Source organism: Geodermatophilus maliterrae (genome assembly GCF_041018925.1).
Lineage (GTDB): Bacteria > Actinomycetota > Actinomycetes > Mycobacteriales > Geodermatophilaceae > Geodermatophilus > Geodermatophilus maliterrae.
On the sequence record NZ_JBFNXQ010000001.1, the window covers coordinates 90,102 to 112,742 of the forward strand.

The 22,641-nt window shown below is 74.5% G+C and carries 22 protein-coding genes and 2 tRNA genes; 5 read left to right on the plus strand and 19 right to left on the minus strand.

Going from position 1 to position 22,641, the window contains the following annotated elements:
• Window positions 1–12: 12 nt before the first annotated feature.
• From ABQ292_RS00480 to ABQ292_RS00495, 4 genes are read right to left on the minus strand one after another with little or no spacing between them, the layout of a single operon-like run.
• The gene (locus tag ABQ292_RS00480) at window positions 13–1,392 is read right to left on the minus strand and encodes an FGGY family carbohydrate kinase (protein WP_369202112.1); all 1,380 of its coding nucleotides are present in this window, start codon (window positions 1,390–1,392) and stop codon (window positions 13–15) included.
• Entirely contained in the window at window positions 1,389–1,892 is a 504-nt protein-coding gene (locus ABQ292_RS00485) for an XdhC family protein (RefSeq protein WP_369202114.1), read from the minus strand. The genes ABQ292_RS00480 and ABQ292_RS00485 overlap by 4 nt, the downstream gene beginning before the upstream one ends.
• On the minus strand, window positions 1,889–2,677 hold the full coding sequence (locus ABQ292_RS00490) for an alpha/beta fold hydrolase (RefSeq protein WP_369202116.1): 789 nt from the start codon (window positions 2,675–2,677) through the stop codon (window positions 1,889–1,891). The genes ABQ292_RS00485 and ABQ292_RS00490 overlap by 4 nt, the downstream gene beginning before the upstream one ends.
• Window positions 2,674–3,684, minus strand: coding sequence for an aldo/keto reductase (locus ABQ292_RS00495; RefSeq protein WP_369202118.1), 1,011 nt, complete (start codon window positions 3,682–3,684; stop codon window positions 2,674–2,676). Before ABQ292_RS00495 ends, ABQ292_RS00490 begins: the two co-directional genes overlap by 4 nt.
• 99 nt (window positions 3,685–3,783) lie before the next feature.
• On the opposite strand from ABQ292_RS00495, the gene ABQ292_RS00500 reads away from it, so the two are divergent.
• Window positions 3,784–4,353: a hypothetical protein gene (locus ABQ292_RS00500; RefSeq protein WP_369202120.1), complete on the plus strand. Its 570-nt coding sequence runs from the start codon at window positions 3,784–3,786 to the stop codon at window positions 4,351–4,353.
• Window positions 4,354–4,374: 21 nt separating this feature from the next.
• On the opposite strand, the gene ABQ292_RS00505 is transcribed toward ABQ292_RS00500, so the two are convergent.
• On the minus strand, window positions 4,375–5,154 hold the full coding sequence (locus ABQ292_RS00505) for an aldo/keto reductase (protein WP_369202122.1): 780 nt from the start codon (window positions 5,152–5,154) through the stop codon (window positions 4,375–4,377).
• A gap of 113 nt (window positions 5,155–5,267) precedes the next feature.
• Between ABQ292_RS00505 and ABQ292_RS00510 the strand changes: the two genes are divergently transcribed.
• Both ABQ292_RS00510 and ABQ292_RS00515 read left to right on the plus strand, forming a co-directional pair.
• Window positions 5,268–6,677: a cystathionine beta-synthase gene (locus ABQ292_RS00510; protein ID WP_369202124.1), complete on the plus strand. Its 1,410-nt coding sequence runs from the start codon at window positions 5,268–5,270 to the stop codon at window positions 6,675–6,677.
• Window positions 6,674–7,831 (plus strand): cystathionine gamma-synthase, encoded by a 1,158-nt coding sequence (locus ABQ292_RS00515; protein ID WP_369202126.1) that lies wholly within the window; start codon window positions 6,674–6,676, stop codon window positions 7,829–7,831. Before ABQ292_RS00510 ends, ABQ292_RS00515 begins: the two co-directional genes overlap by 4 nt.
• Before the next feature lie 30 nt (window positions 7,832–7,861).
• Here the strand turns inward: ABQ292_RS00515 and ABQ292_RS00520 are convergent, their stop codons facing one another.
• The 13 genes from ABQ292_RS00520 to ABQ292_RS00580 form a co-directional block, all read right to left on the minus strand.
• Complete coding sequence (locus tag ABQ292_RS00520; protein WP_369202128.1) at window positions 7,862–8,047, minus strand: ferredoxin; 186 nt, start codon at window positions 8,045–8,047, stop codon at window positions 7,862–7,864.
• A complete protein-coding gene (locus tag ABQ292_RS00525; protein WP_369202130.1) occupies window positions 8,047–9,414 on the minus strand; it encodes a cytochrome P450 in 1,368 nt (455 codons plus the stop codon). The genes ABQ292_RS00520 and ABQ292_RS00525 overlap by 1 nt, the downstream gene beginning before the upstream one ends.
• Window positions 9,415–9,503: 89 nt before the next feature.
• A complete protein-coding gene (locus tag ABQ292_RS00530; RefSeq protein WP_369202132.1) occupies window positions 9,504–10,373 on the minus strand; it encodes a polysaccharide pyruvyl transferase family protein in 870 nt (289 codons plus the stop codon).
• 37 nt (window positions 10,374–10,410) lie between these two features.
• The gene (locus ABQ292_RS00535) at window positions 10,411–10,698 is read right to left on the minus strand and encodes a GNAT family N-acetyltransferase (protein ID WP_369202134.1); all 288 of its coding nucleotides are present in this window, start codon (window positions 10,696–10,698) and stop codon (window positions 10,411–10,413) included.
• Between the two features lie 84 nt (window positions 10,699–10,782).
• Window positions 10,783–10,856: transfer RNA gene (locus ABQ292_RS00540), tRNA-Met, on the minus strand.
• 64 nt (window positions 10,857–10,920) lie between these two features.
• On the minus strand, window positions 10,921–11,859 hold the full coding sequence (locus ABQ292_RS00545) for an ABC transporter permease (RefSeq protein ID WP_369202136.1): 939 nt from the start codon (window positions 11,857–11,859) through the stop codon (window positions 10,921–10,923).
• 1 nt (window position 11,860) lies between these two features.
• Window positions 11,861–13,054: a quaternary amine ABC transporter ATP-binding protein gene (locus ABQ292_RS00550; RefSeq protein ID WP_369202138.1), complete on the minus strand. Its 1,194-nt coding sequence runs from the start codon at window positions 13,052–13,054 to the stop codon at window positions 11,861–11,863.
• Window positions 13,055–13,064: 10 nt separating this feature from the next.
• Window positions 13,065–14,012, minus strand: coding sequence for a glycine betaine ABC transporter substrate-binding protein (locus ABQ292_RS00555; RefSeq protein WP_369202140.1), 948 nt, complete (start codon window positions 14,010–14,012; stop codon window positions 13,065–13,067).
• A gap of 134 nt (window positions 14,013–14,146) precedes the next feature.
• Window positions 14,147–15,067, minus strand: a complete 921-nt coding sequence (locus tag ABQ292_RS00560) for a TauD/TfdA dioxygenase family protein (protein ID WP_369202142.1) — start codon at window positions 15,065–15,067, stop codon at window positions 14,147–14,149.
• Between the two features lie 46 nt (window positions 15,068–15,113).
• Window positions 15,114–15,203: a putative leader peptide gene (locus tag ABQ292_RS00565; RefSeq protein ID WP_369202144.1), complete on the minus strand. Its 90-nt coding sequence runs from the start codon at window positions 15,201–15,203 to the stop codon at window positions 15,114–15,116.
• A gap of 132 nt (window positions 15,204–15,335) precedes the next feature.
• A tRNA-Met gene (locus ABQ292_RS00570) sits at window positions 15,336–15,412 on the minus strand.
• Between the two features lie 78 nt (window positions 15,413–15,490).
• Window positions 15,491–18,451 carry a UPF0182 family membrane protein gene (locus tag ABQ292_RS00575; protein WP_369202247.1) on the minus strand — a complete coding sequence of 987 codons (2,961 nt, stop codon included), beginning with the start codon at window positions 18,449–18,451 and terminating at the stop codon, window positions 15,491–15,493.
• A gap of 331 nt (window positions 18,452–18,782) precedes the next feature.
• Window positions 18,783–19,808, minus strand: coding sequence for a YlbL family protein (locus ABQ292_RS00580; RefSeq protein ID WP_369202146.1), 1,026 nt, complete (start codon window positions 19,806–19,808; stop codon window positions 18,783–18,785).
• A 150-nt stretch (window positions 19,809–19,958) separates the two neighbouring features.
• Between ABQ292_RS00580 and ABQ292_RS00585 the strand changes: the two genes are divergently transcribed.
• Window positions 19,959–21,359, plus strand: coding sequence for a zinc-dependent metalloprotease (locus ABQ292_RS00585; protein WP_369202148.1), 1,401 nt, complete (start codon window positions 19,959–19,961; stop codon window positions 21,357–21,359).
• A gap of 13 nt (window positions 21,360–21,372) precedes the next feature.
• On the opposite strand, the gene ABQ292_RS00590 is transcribed toward ABQ292_RS00585, so the two are convergent.
• Entirely contained in the window at window positions 21,373–21,990 is a 618-nt protein-coding gene (locus tag ABQ292_RS00590) for a M48 metallopeptidase family protein (RefSeq protein ID WP_369202150.1), read from the minus strand.
• A gap of 377 nt (window positions 21,991–22,367) precedes the next feature.
• Between ABQ292_RS00590 and ABQ292_RS00595 the strand changes: the two genes are divergently transcribed.
• Window positions 22,368–22,520, plus strand: a complete 153-nt coding sequence (locus ABQ292_RS00595; RefSeq protein WP_012950213.1) for a DUF5679 domain-containing protein — start codon at window positions 22,368–22,370, stop codon at window positions 22,518–22,520.
• Window positions 22,521–22,641: the final 121 nt, after the last annotated feature.

Below are 22,641 nucleotides of genomic sequence, written 5' to 3' on the forward strand. Positions count from 1 at the left end.
CCCGCGGTCGGCTCACGACGCGCGCCAGCGGCGGGCCGCCGCCTGCAGCTCCGGGTCCGTGCGGGGCGTCACGACCCGACCCGGCTCCTGAGGGACCGCGACGGCCGTCCCGGTCCCGCGCGCAGCGAGCAGCGCGGCGCCGACGGCCGAGGCGCTGCGCAGCGGCAGGTACCGGACCGGGGCGGCGAGGACGTCGGCGAGGAGCTGCTGGACGACGGCCGAGCGCCCTCCCCCGCCGGTCAGGACGACCTGCCACCCACCGCCGAGCAGGTCCGCCGCCGCCGCGACCGCGAACACGACTCCCTCCACGGCAGCGCGGGCGAGGTCGGCGCGGGTCGTCCCCGCCGAGAGACCGGTCCAGCTGCCGAGGTCGGCCGGACCGGCGACACCGCCCCGCTCGCCGGTGAGGAAGGGCCGGAAGACCACTCCGCCGGCGCCGGCCCGGACGCCGCCCGCGGCCTCGAAGAGCTCGGCGCTGGTCATGCCCAGCACCCCGCGCACCCAGGACCACGCCAGTCCGCCGTTCTGCAGGGCGGCCATGGCGTACCAGCCGCGCTCGGCGTCGGCATAGGTGTGCACCACCGGGTCGGCGACCGGAGCGGGGGTCCACCCCGGCCGGAGGAGCTGCGCGCCGGTCCCGAGGTTCACCTGGACGCCGGTGCGGGTGCCGGCCGCCAGCAGTGCCAGCGGCGTGTCCGCGCCGCCGACGACGACCGGCACCTCGGCACCCAGCAGGTCGGCGGCGCCGGCCACGGTCGAGCCCGGGACGACGGCGGGCAGCAGGCCCGGGTCCACGCCGGCGGCGGCCGTGGCGGCCGTCGACCAGCGGTCGCCGGGGACGTCCCACAGCAGGGTCGCCGAGGCGTCGCTGCGGTCGGTGCGGTGCCAGTCGGTCCCGGGCAGCAGCGTGGCGCGCAGCGCGTCCTTGGGCAGCAGCACGCCGGCGGCGCGGGCCAGGAGCCCGGGCCGGTGCGCGCCCAGCCAGGCCAGCAGCGGCCCGGTCATGCCGGGCACCAGCGGGTTGGCCAGGGCGGCGCGGTCGGCCACGGGGAGCTCGCGCCACCGGTGCAGCTCGGCGGCGGCCCGCCGGTCGGGCCACAGCAGCGCCGGGGCGAGCGCGGCGCCGGTGTCGTCGACCAGGACGGCGCCGTGCATCTGGCCGGACAGCCCCAGCCCCCGGACGGTGGCGCCGCGCAGGGCCGGGGCCACCTGCTCCAGCGCGGCGTCGAGCGCCGCCCGCCAGGTGCCGACGTCCGTCTCCGCCCAGCCCGGCTGCGGGCTGTGCACCGCGTACTCGACCTCGGCCTCGGCGACGGTCGCGCCGTCGGCGTCGAGCGCGGCGAGCTTGAGCCCGCTGGTGCCGAGGTCGGCACCCAGCAGGACGTCGCTCACGTCGGGCCGTGCGTGCCGCCGCTGCGGCCGTTGCGGTCGGCCACCAGCCCGGCCAGCGTGCTCAGCGCGATCTCGGCCGGCGTGCGGGAGCCGATGTCCAGCCCGATCGGCCGGTGCACCCGGGCCACCTCCTCGGGCGGCACCCCGAGGGCGGCCAGCGCGGCGACGTGCGGCCCCTCGTGCCGCGGGTTGCCCATCACGCCCACCCAGCGCACCCGCCGGGCCAGCGCGTCGCGCAGCAACTCACCCAGCTCCGAGCGGTGGTGGTCGGTGACGACGACGTCGGCGTCCGACAGGTCCTCCGTCAGGTCGGCCAGGCCGACGACCCCGGCCCCGCGGGCGGGGTCGGGGTCGAGCAGCACGGTGCGGAAGCCCAGCTCGGGTGCCCACCGCTGCAGCACCTCGGCCACCGGCGAGACGAACACCGTCACCAGCACGCGGCCGGTGACCTCGGGTGCGGGCGCGCCGTGCGCGACTCCGCAGTGCGGATCCGTGATCACCGGTCCTCCCCGAGGAAGCCGACCAGCGCCGCGGCGAAGGCCGGCGTCCGGAGGGCGGTCGAGTGGTCGCCGGGGACGACGGCCACCCGGGCACCGGGGATGGCAGCGGCCAGCACCTCGGGGCGGACCGCCAGCGGATCGCCGTCGCCGACGAGCACCAGCGTGGGCGCGGTGATGGCGGCCAGGTCGGCACCTCTGGCGTGCACCGCGCGGGCGTGCGCGGCGAGGGCGCGCCGGTCGGCGTTGAGGGCGTCGGCCAGCCGACGGTAGAAGACGGTCGCGGGATCACGCACGTCGGCGACGTCGGCCGCGTCCAGCGCGGCAGCCAGCCCTCCCATCAGCACGGAGTGGCGCTCGGCACCACCGGGCTCGACGACCGCGGCGCCGGCGCCGCAGACCACCAGCCGGCGCACCCTCCGGTCGGTCACCGCGGTCAGCATCGCGACCGTGGCGCCCATCGAGTAGCCGGCCAGGTCGAAGGAGTCGTGGCCGAGTGCGTCGGCCACCCGCCGCAGGTCGTCGGCCATCCGGGCCTCCCCGTAGGCGACGGGGTCGTGCGGCTTGTCCGACCTCCCGTGCCCCCGGGCGTCGACACCGACGACCTCCCGCCCGGCCGACAGGAGGGCCGCGACCGTCCCGGTGCCGACCCAGTTGAGCCGGGTGTCCGCGACGAAGCCGTGCTGGAGGTAGACAGGCGGGAGCGCGCCGGGGCCACCCCACCGGTGCACGGCGACCGCGACGCCGTCGGCGCCGGGCACGCGCAGGGTGCCGGTGGAGGTGGTCACGCGGCCCGCTCGGGGCTGTCGCCGTACGCGTAGGAGGCGTCGGCGTAGCGCCCGCCCTGCGCCACCCCCGGCGGGGCGATCTCGCCCAGCCGCGCCAGGTCGCCGTCCGAGAGCTGCACGGCCGCCGCGGCGACGTTCTCCTCCAGGTAGCTGCGCCGCTTGGTACCGGGGATCGGCACGACGTCGCCGCCCTGCGCGAGCACCCAGGCCAGCGCCAGCTGGCCGGGCGTGCACCCCTTCTCCTCGGCCATGGCCCGGACGGCGTCGACCAGGCGGAGGTTGGCCGCGAACGCCTCCCCGGTGAAGCGCGGGTGTCCGCGACGCCAGTCGTCCTCGCCGAAGTCCTCGGGGCTGCGGATGGCACCGGTGAGGAAACCCCGGCCCAGCGGGCTGAACGGCACGATGCCGATGCCGTGCTCGCGGGCGACCCCGAGCACCTCCGACTCGAGGTCGCGGGTCCACAGCGACCACTCGCTCTGCAGCGCGGCGATCGGGTGGACGGCGACGGCGCGGCGGAGGGAGGCGGCCGACGCCTCCGACAGCCCGAGGTGGCGGACCTTTCCCTGTTCCACCAGCTCGGCCATCGCGCCGACGGTGTCCTCGATCGGCACCCGCGGGTCCACGCGGTGCTGGTAGTAGAGGTCGATGACGTCGACGCGCAGCCGCCGCAGGCTGGCCTCGGCGCGCGCCCGCACGTTCTCCGGGCGGCCGTCGATGTCCATGCCGCCGCGGTCGTTGCGCGACAGGGAGAACTTGGTCGCCAGCTGCACCTCGTCGCGCCGCCCGGCGATCGCCTCGCCCACCAGCTCCTCGTTGTGCCCGTCGCCGTAGACGTCGGAGGTGTCGAGGAACGTGACGCCGAGGTCGAGGGCGCGGTGGACGGTCGCGACCGACTCGTCGCGGTCGGCCGTGCCGTACATCTGGCTCATCCCCATGCAGCCGAGGCCGATCGCGGAGACGGCCGGGCCGTCGCGGCCGAGGGTGCGGGTACCGACGGGAGAGGTCATGCCCGCATCCTCGTCGCCGCCCGCGACGGCTCGCCACCCGCCGTTTTCGCCGGGCCCTGACGGGTAGCCGCTCCCGGGCACCGACCTCCGGGAGGACCCATGAGCTCCAGCCCCGCCCGCCGCCGCACGGCCCGCTTCCTCGGTCTGGCCAGCCTCGGCCTGGGCACCTCGATGCTCGTCTCCCCCATGGGCGTGGCCCGGGCCAGCGGGGTCGACGACTCGCCCAACGCCCTGCCGGTCATCACCGCGGTCGGCGTCCGGGAACTGGTGCACGCCTCCGGCCTGCTCGCCGGCCGACCCGGGTGGGCCTGGACCCGCGTCGTCGGCGACGCGCTGGACCTGACCGCCATGGGCGTCGCGCTGTCGCACCGGCGCGGCGAGCGGTACCGCCGCCTGCGTGCCGCCACCGCCGCCGCCGCCGGGCTGGCGCTGCTCGACCTCCTCACCGCGCTGCGGTCCCGGCGCGCGCGGCGCACGGCACCCGACCTGACACCGGTGACCCGGCCGACGACGGGCCTGGTCGCGCCGCTGATCGACGTCCGGCCGGCGCTGGCCGGCGAGTCCCGGAAGCCGGTCACCCGGCGCGCCGACGCCGCACCGCAGCCGGCCGGGGACGCGTCGGCGGCGTCCGCCGCGGCTGCCGGCGGGGGGACCGGGCCGACGCCGTAGCGGCACCCGCCGGCCGGCGGCTCAGCGTCGCGCCAGGCCGTCGATGCGGGCAACCTCGTCGGCGGACAGCGTGAGGTCCCCGATGGCCAGGTTCGCCCGGATCCGCTCGGGAGTGGCCGACTTGGGGATGACGACGACCTCGTGCTCGACGTGCCAGCGCAGCACCACCTGCGCCGGGGTGACCCCGTGCGCGTCGGCGACCTCCCGCAGCACCGGGTGGCGCAGGTCGGTGTTCTTGAACGGGCTGTAGCCCTCCAGGACGACGCCGCGCTCGCGGTGCCCGGCCTCGACCGCGGCGTCGTAGCGCGACGGCGCCCAGCTGACCTGGTTGACCTGCGGCATCACGCCCGTGGCCTGCGTGAGCCGGTCGACCTGGTCCAGGGAGTGGTTGCTGACGCCGACGGCCCGGGCCCTCCCGGCCTCGCGGGCGGCGACGAAGCGCTCCCACAGGTCCTCCCCGGCGCCGCCGGGCGGCCAGTGCACCAGCCACAGGTCGACCGCGTCGACGCCGAGCGCGTCGAGGGACGCCGCCAGCGTCCGGTCGGCCCGCCCGGCCTCCCGGGGCGGGAGCTTGGTGGTCACGAAGACCTCGGCGCGGTCGACCCCGGAGTCGCGCAGCGCCCGGCCGACCTCGGCCTCGTTGCGGTACATCGTCGCGGTGTCGAGGTGCCGGTAACCGGCGTCGAGGGCGGTGCGGACGGCGTCGTAGCAGGTGGACCCGGTCATCTGCCAGGTGCCGAACCCGAGCAGCGGCATGGTGCCGCCGTCGGCGAGCGGCACGGCGGGGACGGTCCCGGTCATGCCCGGTCCGGTGCCCGGCGCCCGGAGCCCCGACACCCGGCGCGGGCCGGTCCCGTCTGGTGGGATGGACGGCGACGGGCCGGCGACCGGCCGCCCGCCGAGGAGGGCCTTCCGTGCAGTACGTCGAGAACGTCATCGAGCTGGTCGGGAACACCCCGCTGGTCCGGCTGACGTCCGTGACCCGCGACCTCGGGCCGGACGCGCCCCTGGTGCTGGCCAAGGTCGAGTACCTCAACCCCGGCGGCTCGGTGAAGGACCGCATCGCCGTCCGGATGGTCGACGCCGCCGAGGCCAGCGGCGCGCTCCGGCCGGGCGGGACGATCGTGGAGCCGACCAGCGGCAACACCGGCATCGGGCTGGCGCTGGTCGCCCAGCAGCGCGGCTACCGCTGCGTCTTCGTCTGCCCCGACAAGGTCGGCAAGGAGAAGATCGACGTGCTCAAGGCCTACGGCGCCGAGGTGCACGTCTGCCCGACCGCCGTCGACCCGGCCGATCCGCGCTCCTACTACTCGGTCTCCGACCGGCTGGCCCGCGAGACCCCCGGCGGGTGGAAGCCCGACCAGTACGCCAACCCGGCCAACCCGCGGTCGCACTACGAGAGCACCGGGCCGGAGATCTGGGCACAGACCGACGGGAAGGTGACCTGCTTCGTCACCGGCGTGGGCACCGGCGGCACGATCAGCGGCACCGGCCGGTACCTGCGGGAGGCCTCCGGCGGGCGGGTGCGCGTGGTCGGCGCCGACCCCGAGGGCTCGGTCTACTCCGGCGGCACCGGGCGCCCCTACCTGGTGGAGGGCGTCGGAGAGGACTTCTGGCCCGACGCCTACGACCGCTCGATCGCCGACGAGATCATCGCCGTCAGCGACGGGGACTCCTTCGCGATGACCCGGCGGCTGGCCCGCGAGGAGGGCCTGCTCGTCGGCGGCTCCTGCGGCATGGCGGTGGTCGCCGCGCTGCGCGCCGCGGAGCGGCTGACGAAGGACGACGTCCTGGTGGTGCTGCTGCCCGACGGCGGCCGCGGCTACCTCGGCAAGATCTACAACGACGACTGGATGGCCGACTACGGTTTCCTGGAGCAGGCCACGCAGGGCACCGTCGGCGAGCTGCTCGCGGAGAAGGGCGGGGCGACGCCGGAGCTCGTGCACACCCACCCGAACGAGACGGTGCGCGACGCCATCGACATCCTGCGCGAGTACGGCGTCAGCCAGCTCCCCGTCGTGCGCGCCGAGCCGCCGGTGACCGCCGGGGAGGTCGTCGGGTCGGTCGAGGAGAAGACGCTGCTCGACGCGCTGTTCGCCGGGCGGGCCAGCCTCGCCGACCGGGTGGAGCGGCACATGTCGCCGCCGCTGCCGATCATCGGCTCCGGCGAGCCGGTCAGCGCCGCGGTCACGGCCCTGAGCACGGCGGACGCGCTGCTCGTGCACGAGGAGGGCAAGCCGGCCGGCGTCGTCACCCGGCAGGACGTGCTCGGGCACCTCGCGGGCACGTCGTCCGCCGCGCCGGCTCCTACCGTCGGGGCATGAGCAGCTCCGCCGGGCTCCCCGGCTTCAACACCCGCGCCATCCACGCCGGGCAGGACCCGGACCCGGCCACCGGCGACGTCGTCGTCCCGCTGCACCTGGCGACCACCTTCAAGCAGGACGGCGTCGGTGGCCTGCGTGGCGGCTACGAGTACGCGCGCAGCGCCAACCCCACCCGGACGGCGCTGCAGGAGGCGCTCGCCGCCCTCGAGCAGGGCCGCACCGGGCTGGCGTTCGCCTCCGGCCTGGCCGCCGAGGACACCCTGCTGCGCACGGTCTGCGAGCCCGGCAGCCACGTCGTCCTCGGTGGCGACGCCTACGGCGGCACCTTCCGGCTCATCTCGAGGGTCGCCTCGCGGTGGGGTGTGGAGCACACGCCGGCCGACCTCAACGACGTCGACGCGCTGCGGGCGGCGATCCGGCCGAGCACGCGGGTGGTCTGGTGCGAGACGCCGACCAACCCGCTGCTCAACGTCGCCGACATCGCGCTGGTGGCCGAGGTCGCGCACGAGGCCGGTGCGCTGCTCGTCGTCGACAACACCTTCGCCTCGCCCTACCTGCAGCAGCCGCTGACGCTGGGCGCCGACGTCGTCGTCCACTCGACGACCAAGTACCTGGGTGGGCACTCCGACGTCGTCGGCGGCGCGCTGGTGGTCGGGGACGACGCCGACCTGGCCGAGCAGCTCGCCTACCACCAGAACGCGATGGGCGCGGTCTCCGGTCCGCTGTCGGACTGGCTCGTGCTGCGGGGCATCAAGACCTTGGGCGTGCGGATGGACCGGCACCAGGCCAACGCCGCCCGGGTCGCCGAGTTCCTCCTCGCGCACGACGCGGTCGCCTCGGTGCGCTACCCCGGCCTGCCCGACCACCCCGGCCACGACATCGCCGCGAAGCAGATGTCCGGCTTCGGCGGGATGCTGTCGTTCCGGGTGGCCGGCGGCGAGGAGGCCGCGCTGCGGGTCTGCGAGCGGTCGCAGCTGTTCACGCTGGCCGAGTCCCTGGGCGGCGTCGAGTCGCTGATCGAGCACCCGGCGCGGATGACCCACGCCAGCGCGGCCGGCTCGCCGCTGGAGGTGCCCGGCGACCTCGTCCGGCTCTCGGTGGGCATCGAGGACGCCGACGACCTGCTCGCCGACCTGGAGCAGGCGCTGGCCTGAGGCGCCGGCCCGAGGCGCGGGCCCGAGGCGTCAGCCCTCCAGCGACAGCGCGCCGGTCGGGCACTGCTGCACGGCGTCCCGGACGGCGGCGTCGTCGTCCGGCTCGGGCTGCAGCACCCGCACCGCGCCGTCGTCGTCGACCTCGAACACCTCGGGCGCGAGCAGCTCGCACTGGCCGGAGCCCACGCAGCGCTCGCGGTCGGCGGTGACCCGCATCAGCCGTCCCCGCCCAGCCGGGCCGGCAGCCGCTTGAGGCCGTTGACGAACGACGACGCCAGCCGGTCCGGCGGGCCGGTCACCTCCAGGTCGGGCAGCTGGTCGAAGATCGCGCGGAAGGTGACCTGCAGCTCGCGGCGGGCCAGGTGCGCGCCGAGGCAGAAGTGCGGTCCCTTGGAGCCGAAGCCGACGTGCGGGTTGGGGTCGCGGCCGACGTCGAAGCGCTGCGGGTCGGCGAAGACCGCAGGGTCCCGGTTGGCCGCGGCGTAGAAGAGCAGGAACTTCTCGCCCGCGGTGAAGCGGAGGCCGTTGATCTCGCCGTCCTGCGTCGCGGTACGACGCATCCAGGTGACCGGGCTGACCCAGCGCACGACCTCCTCGACGCCGGTGCGGTCCAGCCCGGGGTCGGCCGCCCACCGCGCCCGCTGGTCGGGGTGCTCGGCCAGCGCCAGCAGGCCCTGGGAGATGGCGTTGCGGGTGGTCTCGTTACCGGCCACCAGCAGCAGGATGAAGAACGACGCGATCTCCTGGTGCGAGAGCTTCTCGCCGTCGACCTCCGACCGGACCAGCGCCGTGGTCAGGTCGTCGCGCGGGTCGGTCATCCGCTCGGCGGCCAGCCGCTCCATCAGCGCGGCCATCTCCATGCCGGCGGTGAGGAAGGCGGTCAGCGGGTCGTCGTTCTCGATGAGCTCCGGGTCGCCACCCGACAGGACGATGTTGGAGTTCGCCAGCACGCCGGGCCGGTCCTGCTCGGGGACGCCCATCATGTCGCAGATGACCCGCAGCGGGATCGGCGCGGCGATGTCGGCGACGACGTCGATGGTGCCGTCGCCCGCCTCGGCCTTCGCCCGGGTCCGTGCCAGGACGTCGTCGACGATCGCGCGCACCGAGTCCAGCGTCCGCTCCAGCATCCGCGGCGTGAACGTCTTCGACACGATCCGGCGGATCTTGGCGTGCCGCGGGTCGTCCATGCTGATCAGCGACCCGAAGAACTCGTGGAGCTCGGCCGGGACGTCCTGCATCGACACCGCGCCCCTGCCGGAGCAGAACACCGCCGGCTGCGAGCTGATCGCCTCGAGGTCGGCGTAGCGGGTGACCGCGTGGTAGCCGGGGCCGGCCGGGATGCCGGGGATGTCGGGCTCGGCGAAGAAGGCGAAGGGCCGCTCCCGCCGCAGCCGGTCGAACGCGGCGTGCCGGTACGCCGGTGGCGTCGTCCACCAGGTCCGGTCGGACAGGTCGACGGACGCGAGGTCGACGTCCTCAGGTGCGACGTCCTCAGGTGCGACGTCCTCGGGTGCGACGTCCTCGGGTGCGACGTCCTCGGGTGCGACGTCCTCGGGTGCGACGCCCTCGGGTGCGACGGTCACAGCGGCCTCCTCGGCGGGACGGACGGCGGTCAGGCCACGCTAGAGACGACGCAGGATGACGGGCAACACACCGGGCCGCGCGCCGCGGCTCACCCCGCGAGCCGGCTGGCCAGCCACTCGCGGGCCTGCCTGTTGGCCGCGACCCCGCGCACCCGGGCACCGGCGACCGCGCCGTCCAGCTCACCGGACAGGCAGCGGGTCAGCGCGGCGTCCAGCGTGCCGGCGGCGACGTCCTCGGCCGGGAGCACCACCGGCCAGTCGAGCGCCACGGCCTGGCGGGTCACCTCGGCCCCGCCAGCGATCGGGTCGCAGGCGACCACCGGCGGGCCGGACTTCAGGCCGAGCACCAGCCCGTGCAGGCGCATGCTCACCACGACGTCGGCCCGCGCGACGAGCGCCTCCACCTGCGCCGGCCGGCGCGGGTGGGGCTTCCCGTACTGGTCCATGCCGAGCTCGAACCAGGGCAGCTGCCGGCTGGCCAGCCACTCCTCGATCTCCTCGCGGACCCGGCCGGCGCGGCTGCGGTCGCCGTACTCCCCCTGCGCCGGGGTAAAGGCGACGGCGACCACCGGGGCGTCCACCACGGGGCCCTCGACGGCGAGGTCGGGCCGGCCGACCCCCTCGGCGTCGCGCTCCCACACCTCGTCGAACAGCGCCCGGCCGGCCTCGTCCACCACCGGCACGTTGACCGCCCAGCGCCGGCACCCGGCGAGGGTGCCGGTGAGCTCGCGCAGCAGCGGTGAGTCCCGGATCGGGCCGGTGACGAAGACGAGGTGCGTGTAGTCGGCGGGGTCGACGTCACGCCAGTCCACCCCGCGCTCGCGGAATGGCGCGACGGCGACGTCGAAGGGCACCTCGAGCTCGGTCAGCCACCGGCCGACGGCGTCCCCGCCCAGCTCGTCGCCGACGGTGGCGATCACCTCGTCGAAGCTGAACCAGCCGGCCAGGAGGACACGCACGCGCCCCAGCCTCTCAGCCGGAGCAGGGACCCGCCCGTCAGGAGTTGTGGTCGACCAGGTCGCCGTACTCCGGGTGGCGCTCGATCCAGCCGCGCACGAACGAGCAGCGGGGCACGACCCGGCCGCCCCTCGACCGGACGTCGTCCAGCGCGCCCCGCACGAGCTTCCCGCCCAGGCCCGATCCCTCGGCGTCCGGGTCGACCTCGGTGTGGGTGAAGACCACCTGCTCACCGTGGCGCTGGTAGGCGGCCAGGCCGAGCAGGCGGTCGCCGTCGCGGATCTCGTAGCGCTCGGCGTCGGGGGCGTCGGTCACGGTGGGTTCCATGCCCTTCGCCAACCGGACGACCGGCGGAGGTGTTCCGGACACGACGAGGGCCCCGGAGCATCAGCTCCGGGGCCCTCGTGCCAGTAGCGGGGACAGGATTCGAACCTGTGACCTCTGGGTTATGAGCCCAGCGAGCTACCGAGCTGCTCCACCCCGCGTCGGTAGCGCCGACTGTACACGTCCCCGCGGGGTCGTGCCGCGACGGGCGGGTGGAGCCCGCCGTCAGCCGGACGACCGCGCGCCGGCCGCCGCGGGCTCCTCCGGCCGCGGGACCGCCGGGTCCGTGGTCCCGCGGGACGGGGACCGCCGCGTCCTCGCCCCCAGCAGCCGCGACAGGGCCGTCCGCTGCCCGAAGGCCGCCGTCACCCGGTCGAGGAAGATGGCGAGCAGGACGACGGCGAGCCCGCCCTCGAAACCGGAGGCGACGTCGAGCTGGGTCACCGCCCGCACGACCACCGCACCGAGGCCGGCGGCGCCGAGCAGTCCGGCCGTGACCACCATCGACAGCGCCAGCATGATGACCTGGTTGACGCCGGCCATGATCGACGGCAGCGCCAGCGGCAGCTGGACCTCCCGCAGGATCTGGCCGGGCCGCGCGCCGAAGGCGTGCGCGGCCTCGACGACCTCCCGGTCGACCTGCCGGATGCCGAGCTCGGTCAGCCGGACGCCGGGCGGGATGGCGAACAGGATGGTCGCCACGACACCGGGCACGACACCCACGCCGAAGAAGAAGACGGCCGGGATCAGGTAGACGAAGACCGGCGTCGTCTGCATGAAGTCCAGGACCGGCCGGACGACGACGCTGACCGCGCGGTTGCGGGCCGCCAGGATCCCGATGGGCACCCCGATGGCCGTGGCGATCACCGCCGCCACGAGGACCAGCGCGAGGGTCTGCATCGTCTCGACCCACAGCTCGAGCGAGACCACGAGCAGGAACGCCAGCACCGTGTAGAGCGCCAGGCCCCACCCGCGGACGACGAGGGCGACGATCGCGAAGACGACGAGCCAGACCACCGGCGGCGGCGTGGTCAGGGCGTCGGTCAGGCCGTCGACGAGGACCTGCATCACCTGCGAGACGGCGTCGAACAGCCACGGCACCGTGGCCAGCAGCCAGTCGATGAGGTCGGCCACCCACTGGCCGAGGGGGATGTGCGGGATCATCTCAGCCCTCCCGTCGCACGGGGACGGCGGCCAGCGCGTCGAGCACGGCCGCACGCGGCACCACGCCCAGCAGCCGCCCGTCGTCGTCCACGACCCCGAGCGGCACCGGGTGGCGCCCGACGAGGTGGACGAACTCGACCAGCGGGCGGTCCGGGGCGATCGTGGCGTAGTCGGCGACGAGCTCCCGCGGGCCGACGGCCGTCCGGCCCTCGTGGCGCGCCCGGGCGAGCAGGTCGTCGCGGGCCACGCCCGCGATGCGCCGGTCGTCGTCGAGCACGTACACGCCGTTGGCCTCGGCGGCACCGAGGGCGCGCAGCACCTCGCCGGGGGACTGGCCGAGCCGGGCGGTCATCCGCGGCTCGCGCAGCAGGTCGCCGGCGGTGAGCACGCGGGTGCGGTCGACGTCGGAGGTGAAGTCGGCGACGTAGGCGTCGGCCGGGGCGGAGATGATCTCCGGCCCGGTGCCCAGCTGGACCGTCCGCCCGTCCTTGAGCATCAGGATGCGGTCGCCCAGCCGCATGGCCTCGTTGAGGTCGTGCGTGATGAACACGATCGTCTTCTGCAACTCGGTCTGCAGCTGCACCAGCAGGTCCTGCATGTCGCGTCGGATGAGCGGGTCCAGCGCGGAGAACGGCTCGTCCATGAGCAGCACCTCGGAGTCCGCGGCGAGCGCGCGGGCCAGGCCGACGCGCTGCTGCATCCCCCCGGAGAGCTGATCGGGCCGGGCGTCGGCCCGGTCGAGCAGCCCCACCGTGCGCAGCGCCCAGTCGGCCCGCTCGCGCTGCTCGGCCGGGGGAACCCCGCGGATCTTGAGCGCGTACGCCGCGTTCTCCCGCACCGTGCGGTGCGGGAGCAGGGCGAAGTGCTGGAACACCATGCTGACCTTGTCGTTGCGCAGCGTCCGCAGGTCGGCGTCGCCGAGCGCCCGCAGGTCCTGGCCGTCGACCTCGACCGTGCCGGCACTGGGCTCGATGAGCCGGTTGAGCAGCCGGACGAGGGTCGACTTCCCCGACCCGGACAGGCCCATGACGACGAACAGCTCCCCGCGCTCGACGCTGAAGCCCACGTCGTGGACGGCGAGCGTGCTCCCGGTCCGCTGCAGGATCTCGTCGCGCCCGACGCCCTCGCCGGCCAGCCGCAGCGCCTCCTGCTCGCGCGCCCCGAAGACCTTCGTCAGCCCCGTCGCGCGCAGCACCGGCGGCACGTCAGCCGACCCACTCGTCGACCTGGTCGGCGTGCGCGTCCACCCACTGCCGCGCGACGTCGGCGACCTCCTCGCCGTCGACGTCGACTTGCTTCTGCATCTGCTCCATCTCCTCGACGGAGATGCGCAGGTCGACCAGCAGGTCGGCGAACTCCGGCGCCTGCTCCTGCAGCTCCGTGCTCGCGGCGATGTTGGCGCTGTAGGAGGGCATCGCGCACGCACCGTCGCCGGTGGTCAGGCAGCCCTCGGTGTAGGGCGTGGGCTCCTCGAGCTGGACCATGTCGTACTGCGCGAAGACCGCGTGCGGGTGGTACAGGTACAGCACGATCGGCTCCTCGCGGCTGTAGCTGTTCTCCAGCTGCGCCAGCTCGGCCGCCTCGCTGGAGACGACGTGCTCCAGCGTGATGCCGTAGCCCGCGAGCCGCTTCGCGTTCTGCTCGGTGGTGATGTAGCCGGGATCGGCGTCGTAGAACTTGTTGCCCAGCTGCTCGGCGTAGTCGTTGAGCTGGGTGACGCTGGTCAGGCCCTCGAGCGGGCCGCCGGGCTCGACGGCGTAGGCGGGCACGAACCAGCCCTGCGCCGCGTCGCCGTAGGTCTCCGACACGATCTCGACCTGCTCGGCGGCGCCGTCGGCGAGCTCCTGCTGGTTGGGCAGGGCCACCTCGGTCAGCAGGTCGATGTCCCCGCGCTGCGCTCCGGCCCACGCCGCGGCCGGGTCCAGTTGCGTCGTCTGCAGCGTCGCCACGCCGAGCTCCGGACGGTCGGCGGCGATCTCGCTGAGGATGGAGTTGGTCAGGCCGGCGGCCGTCCAGCTGTACTGGGCGGCCTGGACGGTGATCCCGTCGCCACCGCCGGCGCCCTCCTCGGCGCTGCACCCGGTGACGGTCGCGGCGAGGAGGGCGGCCAGCGCCACCGCGGACGCTCGGGGACGGATCGAGGTGCGTAGCATGGGGTCTTCTCTCGTGGAGGCGCCGGCTGAGCACGCCGGCGGAGGTGGTCGTGCGACGAGGCGCAGGCCCCTCGGAGGGACCTGCGCCTCGCCGTGCGGTCAGTTCTCGGTACGAGCGTCGTCCACGTAGGTGGTCAGGCGCCAGTCGGACCGATCGGCTGGTCACCCCGGAGCGTGATGCGGTGCATGACCCGCCGCTGGTCCCCGTAGTCGCGGTTGGCGTAGTGCACGGTCGAGCGGTTGTCCCACATGACGACGTCGCCGACCGACCACCGGTGCCGCACGATGTGCTCCGGCTTGGTGATCTGGGCGTAGAAGAGGTCCAGCAGGTACCGGCTCTCGGCGTCGGAGACGTCCTTGAGGTGGGAGACGAAGCCGGGGTTGACGAACAGGCCCCTGCGGCCGGTCTCCGGGTGCACGCGCACGACCGGGTGCTCGATGGGGACGAGCGCCTGGAACTGCTCGCCCTCCCACGTCGTCCGCGCCTCGCGCTGGGCGAGGTAGTAGCCGAACTCCCGCGTGCCGTCGTGCACCGCGACCAACTGGTCGGCCAGGCGCCGCACCGGCTCGCTGAGCGACTCGTAGGCCAGCTGGAGGTCGGCCCACTGGGTGTCCCCGCCGGTGGGCGGCAGGACGACGGCCCGCAGGACCGAGCCCAGCGGCGGCCGGCGGACGAAGGTGACGTCGGTGTGCCAGACGTCGGCGAAGCCGCCCTGGGCGCTGTCGAGGGCGTAGATCTCCGGGTGCTCCTCGTCGACGCCCGGCACCACCGGGTGCGACTCGGTGACCTCGCCCAGCCGGCGGCCCAGCGCGACCTGGCTGTCGGGGTGCAGGTCGTGCTGGCCGGAGAAGAACAGCACCTTGTGCTCGGCGAGCGCGGTGCGGATGGCGCGGACCTGGTCGTCGGTGGCGCGGCTGAGGTCGACGCCGTGGACACGGGCGCCGAAGCGGGGCTCCAGACGCTCGAGGTCGAGGACACCGGGCGGGGTCGTGGGCGTGAGAGTGGGCGTGAGGGTGGGTGCAGGGGTGGTCGTGGCTGCTGCGAGCAGGGTCATGGGAGGTCTCCGGGAGTGCTGGGGGGATGGCGGGCTGGACGGACGTTCAGGCCGTACAGAGCGCGCTGGCGCACCGCAGCAGGTCGACGTGGCGGCGCTCCACGAGCGCAAACCGCACAATCCCGACCAGAGACATAGGGATTACCGTAACGGATGTCCCGGGTGCCGTGTCAGCAGGGTCACGTCGGACCCGCCGGATCAGGGGGGCGCCCCGCACGAGGGCCGGGAAAGCGACGAGGGCCGGCGCGTCCGCGCCGGCCCTCGTCCGTGGTAGCGGGGGCAGGATTCGAACCTGCGACCTCTGGGTTATGAGCCCAGCGAGCTACCGAGCTGCTCCACCCCGCGTCGGTGGGACCACTGTACCCCGGTCCAGGCCGGGACGTGCGGCGGGGGTGCGCCCGGGGACGCACCCCCGCCTCCGGGTCAACCGGTCGGGGTCGCCGCGCCGCCCGCCTGCGCGGCCTCGTAGGCCTCGACGGCGGCCTGCAGCCGGGCCAGCGCCTCGCCCTGGGCGGCGAAGTCGCCGCTGCGCTGCGCGTCGGCCAGGGCCTGCAGCGCCGCGTCGAGCTCGGCCACCGCGGCGTCCAGCCCCTCCGCGGGCGTCCCGCCGTCCGCCGGCGGTGTCGTCGGCTCGGCCGGCGCCGGCGTCGTCGGCGGGGTCGGCTCCTCGGTGTCCGGCGTCGTCCCGGCGTCGTCGCTGTCGGTGGCCGCCTCGCCCGCCCCGGCACCGAAGACCTGGTCGAGGGCCTCGGAGAGGGTGTCGGCGTAGCCGACCCGCCCGCCGTAGTTGACCAGCACCTTGCGCAGCAGGGGGAAGGAGTTCTCCCCCGTCCCCTCCACGTACAGCGGCTGGACGTAGAGCAGGCCGTTGCCGCCGATCGGCAGGGTCAGCAGGTTGCCGAACACCGCCTGGGAGTTGCGGCTGTTGAACAGCGTCAGGTCCTGCGCGACCTCGTCGTCGGTGTTGAACGACTGCTGCACCTGCTGCGGCCCGCGGAAGGGCGTGTTGCCCGGCAGCCGCAGCACCTGGATCTCACCGTAGCTCTCCGGGTCGCTGGACGCCGAGATGAACGCCGAGAGGTTCTGCCGGCGGAAGGCGTTCAGCGCGCTGGTCAGCTGGAAGGTCGGCTCGGCCTCATCCGGCCGGGCGGCCAGGATGTAGTACGGCGGCTGCGCCTCCTCGGTGTCGACCGTCGGGTCGGCCGGCACCGCCCAGCGGTCGTTCTGGTTGTAGAAGTCCGTCGGGTTGCTCACGTGGTAGCGGGTGAGGACGTCCCGCTGCAGCTTGAACAGGTCCTCGGGGTAGCGGACGTGGCTGACGAGCTCGTCGCTCATGTCCCCACGCGGCTGGACGACCCCGGGGAAGGCGGCCGTGTAGGCCTTGAGCACCGGGTCGTTCTCGTCCCACTCGTAGAGGTCCACCTCGCCGGTGTAGGCGTCGACGGTGGCCTTCACCGAGTTGCGGATGTAGTTGAACTGGTCGTTGGGCAGCGCGGTCGTGCCGGTGCCGGTCAGCGCGTCGGCAGCCGCCTCGCCGAGCTCCATCCGCTCGGAGTAGGGGTAGGCGTCCGAGGTCGTGTAGCCGTCGAGGACCCAGGTCACCCGGCCGTCGATCACCGCGGGGTAGGGGTCCCCGTCGACCTCGAGGAACGGCGCGGCCTTCTCCACCCGCTCGCGCGGGTCGCGGACGTAGAGGACCTTCGAGGCGTCGTTGACCGCGCCGGAGAGCAGGAAGTTCCGCTCCCGGTAGTGGATGGCGAAGGTCAGCTGCCGGAAGAAGCTGCCGATCGCGACGCCGCCCTCGCCGTCGTAGGTGTTGTTCACCTCACCGTCGGAGCCGTCCTCCGGCCGGTCGAACTCCCGCGGCTCCGCGCCCTCGGGAGCACCCACGACCGAGTAGACGTCCTGACCGCCGTCCTGGATCAGCTCGCCGTAGTAGATCCGGCCCTGTTCGACGGTGATGTCGCCGGTCGTGGGCAGGTCGCGGCTGGTGAAGTTCGGCTCGCCGCCCTCCTGGCCGGTGACCACCTGGTTGGCCGGCGCGGCGACGAAGCCGTTGCCGTGCGTGTACACGGTGTGCCGGTTGATCCAGGTGTCCTGGTTCTCCGACAGGCTGCCGCTGTCGAGCTCCCGGACGGCGACCACGTAGTCGCGGGTCTCCCCGTCGATCGTGTAGCGGTCGATGTCGAGCTTCTCCGGGAAGCCGTAGACGTTGCGGATCTGCTGGCGGGCGGTGAAGGTCCCGGCCAGCACGTTGGGATCGAGCAGACGGGCGTTCGGGATCGTCGCGTCGTCGGCCCGCAGCTGGGCCAGCGCGGCGTCGGTGTCGACGTCGTCGCCGGTGGTCTCCTGGGCGAAGTCCACGTAGTCGACCTCGCCCAGCCCGTAGGCCTGCCGGGTCGAGGCGATCGCCCGCTCGATGTAGGCCGACTCGCGCTGGTCGGCGCTCGGGCGGACGACGAACTGCTGCACGATCGCCGGGTAGGCCACGCCGATCACCAGGCTCGAGAGCAGCAGCAGGACCAGCGCCGCGGCCGGCAGCCGGAAGTTGCGGACGACGACGTTGGCGAAGAACGCGACCGCGCAGAACGCGGCGGCGAACACCAGGATCGTCTTGGCCGGCAGCAGCGCGTTGACGTCGGTGTAGCTGGCGCCGCTGAACAGCCCGCCGCGGTCGGAGTAGACCAGGCTGTACCGGTCGAGCCAGTAGGCGATCGCCTTGAGCGCCACGAACAGCCCCAGCAGGACCGACAGCTGCACCATGGCCGCACCGGTGAGCTTCTGCCCCGGCGTCTGCAGCCGCAGCCCGCCGAACACGTAGTGGGTGAGCAGCGAGCCGATCAGCGACAGCAGCACGATCGCGAAGCCGAAGCTGACCAGCAGCCGGTAGAAGGGGTACTCGAAGACGAAGAAGGACAGGTCGAGGCCGAACTGCGGGTCGACCTGGCCGAAGGGCACGGCGTTGCGGAAGGTCAGCCAGGTCTCCCAGCTGCCCTGCGCGGTGAAGCCGGCGAACAGGCCGACGACGACGGCGACGGCGGTCAGGACCAGGGTGCGCCGGGGCTCGAGCGACTGGCGGTAGCGCTCGAGGTTCTGCTGCTCCAGCGACATCGGCCGGAACGCCGGGCGGAACCGGTACGCGAGGTGGATCGCCAGCGCGGTGAGTCCACCGGTGGCCACACCGGCCACCGCGAACAGCAGCGCGCGGGTCTGGAGCTCGGTCCAGAAGACCTCGGTGTAGCCGGTCTCGTCGAACCACAGGTAGTCGACGTAGACGTTGGTCAACGTCCCGATGGCCGTGAACAGCACCAGCAGCACGGCGATGGACCCGATGACCACCTTCGCGCGCCGCGACAGCGTCGGCACGGACACGGGGGGCCGCATGGCCACGAGCGGTCTCCTTCAGTTGCGGGTGCGGCGGTGCACCGGGTGCGCCGTCGCGGGTGGGGCGACCGCGGGTCTGGCTGTGCGGTCTCGCTCTGCGTTCTCGTTCCGGGTTCCTGCGTGGGTGTTGCCGTGTGGGGTGGTGCCCTGTGGGACGGATCGGTCGGCACGGGCTCCGGTCCGGCCCGGCACCGTCCGGTGTCGCCCCGACCAACGTCCGGCGCGGCACCGGGTTCCCCGGGAGTCCCCTGCTGGTCGACAGCTTCCCCCAATCAGCCGGGTGCACGGCGACCGGCCGGCGTCGCACGTCCCCCGCGCGGCCGCCGGGGTCTCAGCAGCCCACCGGGGTCCGGCCCTCGCGCAGGTCGGTCAGGGCGGCCAGGGCGTCGTCGAGGTCCGCGACGCGGGCCAGGGTCAGGCCGGACCGCGGCGCGGCGAGGGCGTCCGCGCAGTTGTCGGCCGGCACCAGGAACAGCTCGGCGCCGATCTCGGCCGCGGCGACCATCTTGAGCTGGATCCCGCCGATCGGACCCACCGTGCCGTCCTCGTCGATGGTGCCGCTGCCGGCGACGACCGCGCCCTCGGTCAGGTCGGTGTCGCCGACCAGGTCGAGGATGCCGAGGGTGAGCATCAGGCCCGCCGAGGGGCCGCCGACGTCCGCGACGTCGATGTCGACGTCGAAGGGCGCCGAGGGCTGCTGCCTGACCAGCACGCCGAGCACCGAGCCGTCGCGGTCGGGCGCGGCGTCGGTGGTGACCGTGGCGGTCCCGGCCTCGCCGAGACGGGTGTAGGCCACCTCGACGGCCCTGCCGGCCGGGATGGCGGTGAGCACGGCGGCCAGGGCGTCGTCGTCCGGTGTCGGCCGCCCGTCGACGGCCTCGATCGCGTCACCCTCCTCGAGCAGGCCGACCGACGGCGAGTCGTCGCCGGACACCCCGCGGACGACGACCTTCACCGGGTACCCCAGCTCCGCCAGCGCGGCAGCCTCGGCGGACTCCTCGGAGGTGAGGAAGGCCTCCCGGTTGGCCTGCTCGATCTCCTCCTCGGTCTGGTCGGGCGGGTACACCGACTCCTCCGGGACGACGCTGACCTCGTCGTCGAACCAGCCGCGGACCGCCTCGACCAGGCTCAGCCCGGCCCGGCCGACGCCGACCGTGGTCAGGGTGAGGTCGCCGCTTGTGTCGTTGCGCTCGCGCCCACGCACGGAGATGACCGGGTCGCCGTCGATCTCGCCCAGGGTGTTGAACGTCGGTCCGGGTACCTGGGCGACGTAGGGCACCGGCAGCGCCGCTCCGAGGACACCGGCGACCAGCAACAGCACCACACCGACGGCGAGGACGGCGATCCGACGGGTCACGACCGGCCAGCTTAGGAGAAGGACCGTCCTACCCCCCACCGCTCGCACGCTCGCGGCGGAGCCCGGCCGGGGGCCGCCCGTCCGCCGAGAGCGGACGACGGGACCGCCGATCCGGCCGCGACGGGGTGATCACGCGTCTACCGTGGGGGCATGAGCGACCTGCCGTTCGGCTTCGGGATGCCCGACCGCGACCCCGAGCGCCGCGACCAGCCGGGCTCCAACCCCGCCGACCCCTTCGGTCTCGGCGCGCTGTTCGGCTCCGGCGGTCCCGGCGGCGGCGCGCCCGAGGAACTGCTGGGCAAGATGCCGCTGTTCGCCGAGCTCCAGAAGCTCATGAACTGGTCCGGCGGCCCGGTCAACTGGGACCTCGCCCGTCAGGGCGCGATCAGCGCGCTGGCCACCGGCACCCAGCCGACGTCGGAGGCCGAGCGGGCCGCCGTGGCCGAGGCGCTGCGGCTGGCCGACCTGTGGCTGGACCAGGCCACCGACCTGCCCTCCGGGGTCGAGCGCACGCTGGCCTGGTCGCGCGTGGAGTGGGTCGAGCAGACGCTGCCGGCCTGGAGCGCGCTGATCGACCCGCTGGCCGAGAAGGTCGTCGCCGCGATGACCAGCGCGCTGCCGCAGGAGGCCATGGCGATGGCCGGGCCGCTGGCCGGGATCATGGGCCGGATGGGCGGGCTGATGTTCGGCGCCCAGGTCGGGCAGGCGTTCGGCCGGCTCGCCGGCGAGATCCTCACCGGCACCGAGGTCGGCCTGCCCCTGGCGCCGGCCGGCGCCGGCGCGCTGGTGCCGCAGAACGTGGCCGCCTTCGCCGAGGGCCTGGACCGGCCCGCCGACGAGGTGCGCCTGTTCCTGGCCCTGCGCGAGGCGGCCTCGCTGCGGCTGTTCGCGCACGTGCCGTGGCTGCGCCAGCAACTGCACGATGCCGTCCACGCCTACGCCCGCGGGATCACGATCGACCGCGAGGCGATCGAGCGCGGGCTCAACGACGCGATGGGCTCGATGGGCGGGGGCTTCGACCCGTCCAACCCCGAGAGCATCCAGGAGCTGCTCGGCAGCGGGCTGCTCGAGCCGGAGGAGACGCCGGAGCAGCAGATGGCGCTGCGCCGGCTGGAGACGCTGCTGGCGCTGGTCGAGGGTTGGGTGGACGCCGTCGTCGCCGACGCGGCCGGTGAGCGGCTGCCCGGGCACGGCGCGCTGGCCGAGACGATGCGCCGCCGCCGCGCCTCCGGCGGCCCGGCCGAGCAGACCTTCGCCACCCTCGTCGGCCTGCAGCTGCGCCCGCGCCGGCTGCGCGACGCCGCCACCGTCTGGGGCGCCATGGCACAGCGGTACGGCACCGCCGAGCGGGACCGGCTCTGGTCGCACCCCGACCTGCTGCCCACCTCCGAGGACCTCGACGAGCCGATGGACTTCGTCGCCCGCCAGGGCGTCGATGACGAGCTGCGCCAGCTCAGCGCCGACGACGCCGGGCCCCGGACGCCGGAGACGCCGGGCGACGACACCGACGAGGGGCCGGACGGGCCGGACGGGGACGCCGCCGCCCGCTGAGTCGCCCGCCGGCTCAGTCGACCAGGTCGTCGGCGTCCTCGACGCCGGCGGCCTCGGCTCCGGCGCCGTCCCTGCTGTCGGTGGCGTCGGCGCGGGCGGACTCGACGCCCTCGAGGAAGCCGCGGGCCCGCTCGGCCCGCGGGTACCGGGCCACCAGCGCCCAGAAGCGAGCGTCGTGGCGGGCCTCCAGCAGGTGGGCCAGCTCGTGCACCAGGACGTAGTCCACGACGTACTCGGGCATGGCGCGCAGGCGGCTGGACAGCCGGATGCTGCCGTCGGCCGGCGTGCAGGAGCCCCACCGCCGCTGCTGGTTGTCCACCCACCGGACGCTGGTCGGCTGGGGCAGGCCGTCGAGGTGCGCGGCCGCCAGTTCCCGCGCCCGTGCCATGAGCTCGGCGTCCCCGCCCATCGACCGCCGCCGACGCTCCTCGCGGGTCTGCAGCTTGGCCACCATCTGCGCCACCCACCGCCGCTCCTCGGCCGGCGTGAAGGCCGCCGGGATGAGCACGATCGTCCGGCCCGAATCCCGGTAGGCGGTCACCGTCCGCCGGCGACGCGCACTGCGGCGCACCTCGACCGGCCCCGGTGCGGAGAGGGGGCCGGAGGGGCGGTCGGAGGTCGAGCCGGGCACGCCTGGACCGTAGTCACCACCCGCCGCCCGTGTACCCGCGGGCGCCACCCGCACGGGTACGAGTCGCACGGACGGTGGACAGCCGGGGGGACGGGGCGCGCCGCACCCTGTCCACAGCGTCGCGGACGGCGTCCGTGCAGGTGGGATCTGCGTCACCCGCAGGACGGCGGGTTGCGTCCCCGTTCCCGTCCCCCGGATCCGCACAGCGACACGCCGCCGCGTCCCCACGTGCTCCACAGGGTCGTCCACAGGCTGTGGGTGCGCGGGCGGGACGCGTCCGCCGGTCGCGCCGGACGGTGGGGACCGTCCGGGTAGCGTTCCCCGGCGACAGCGGCGCCCGGGACGGGCGCCGAGCGGCCCGACGAGGAGGAGGCACCGTGGCGGAGAGCTACAACGGCTACTGCGTGAAGTGCAAGGAGAAGCGGGACTTCGACGGCGAGGTCAAGGTCAGCGAGTCCGGTCGCCGGATGGCCCAGGGCACCTGCCCCGTGTGCGGCACCAAGATGAACCGGATCCTCGGCAAGGCCTGAGAAAGGACCTCCCTGCCCCTCACCACTCGCACGCTCGCGGCGGGCCCCTGCAGGGAGGCCGTTCCAGCACGTCACCCACGGCGGCGTCCCGCACGGCGGGGCGCCGCCGTCCGCTGTCCGC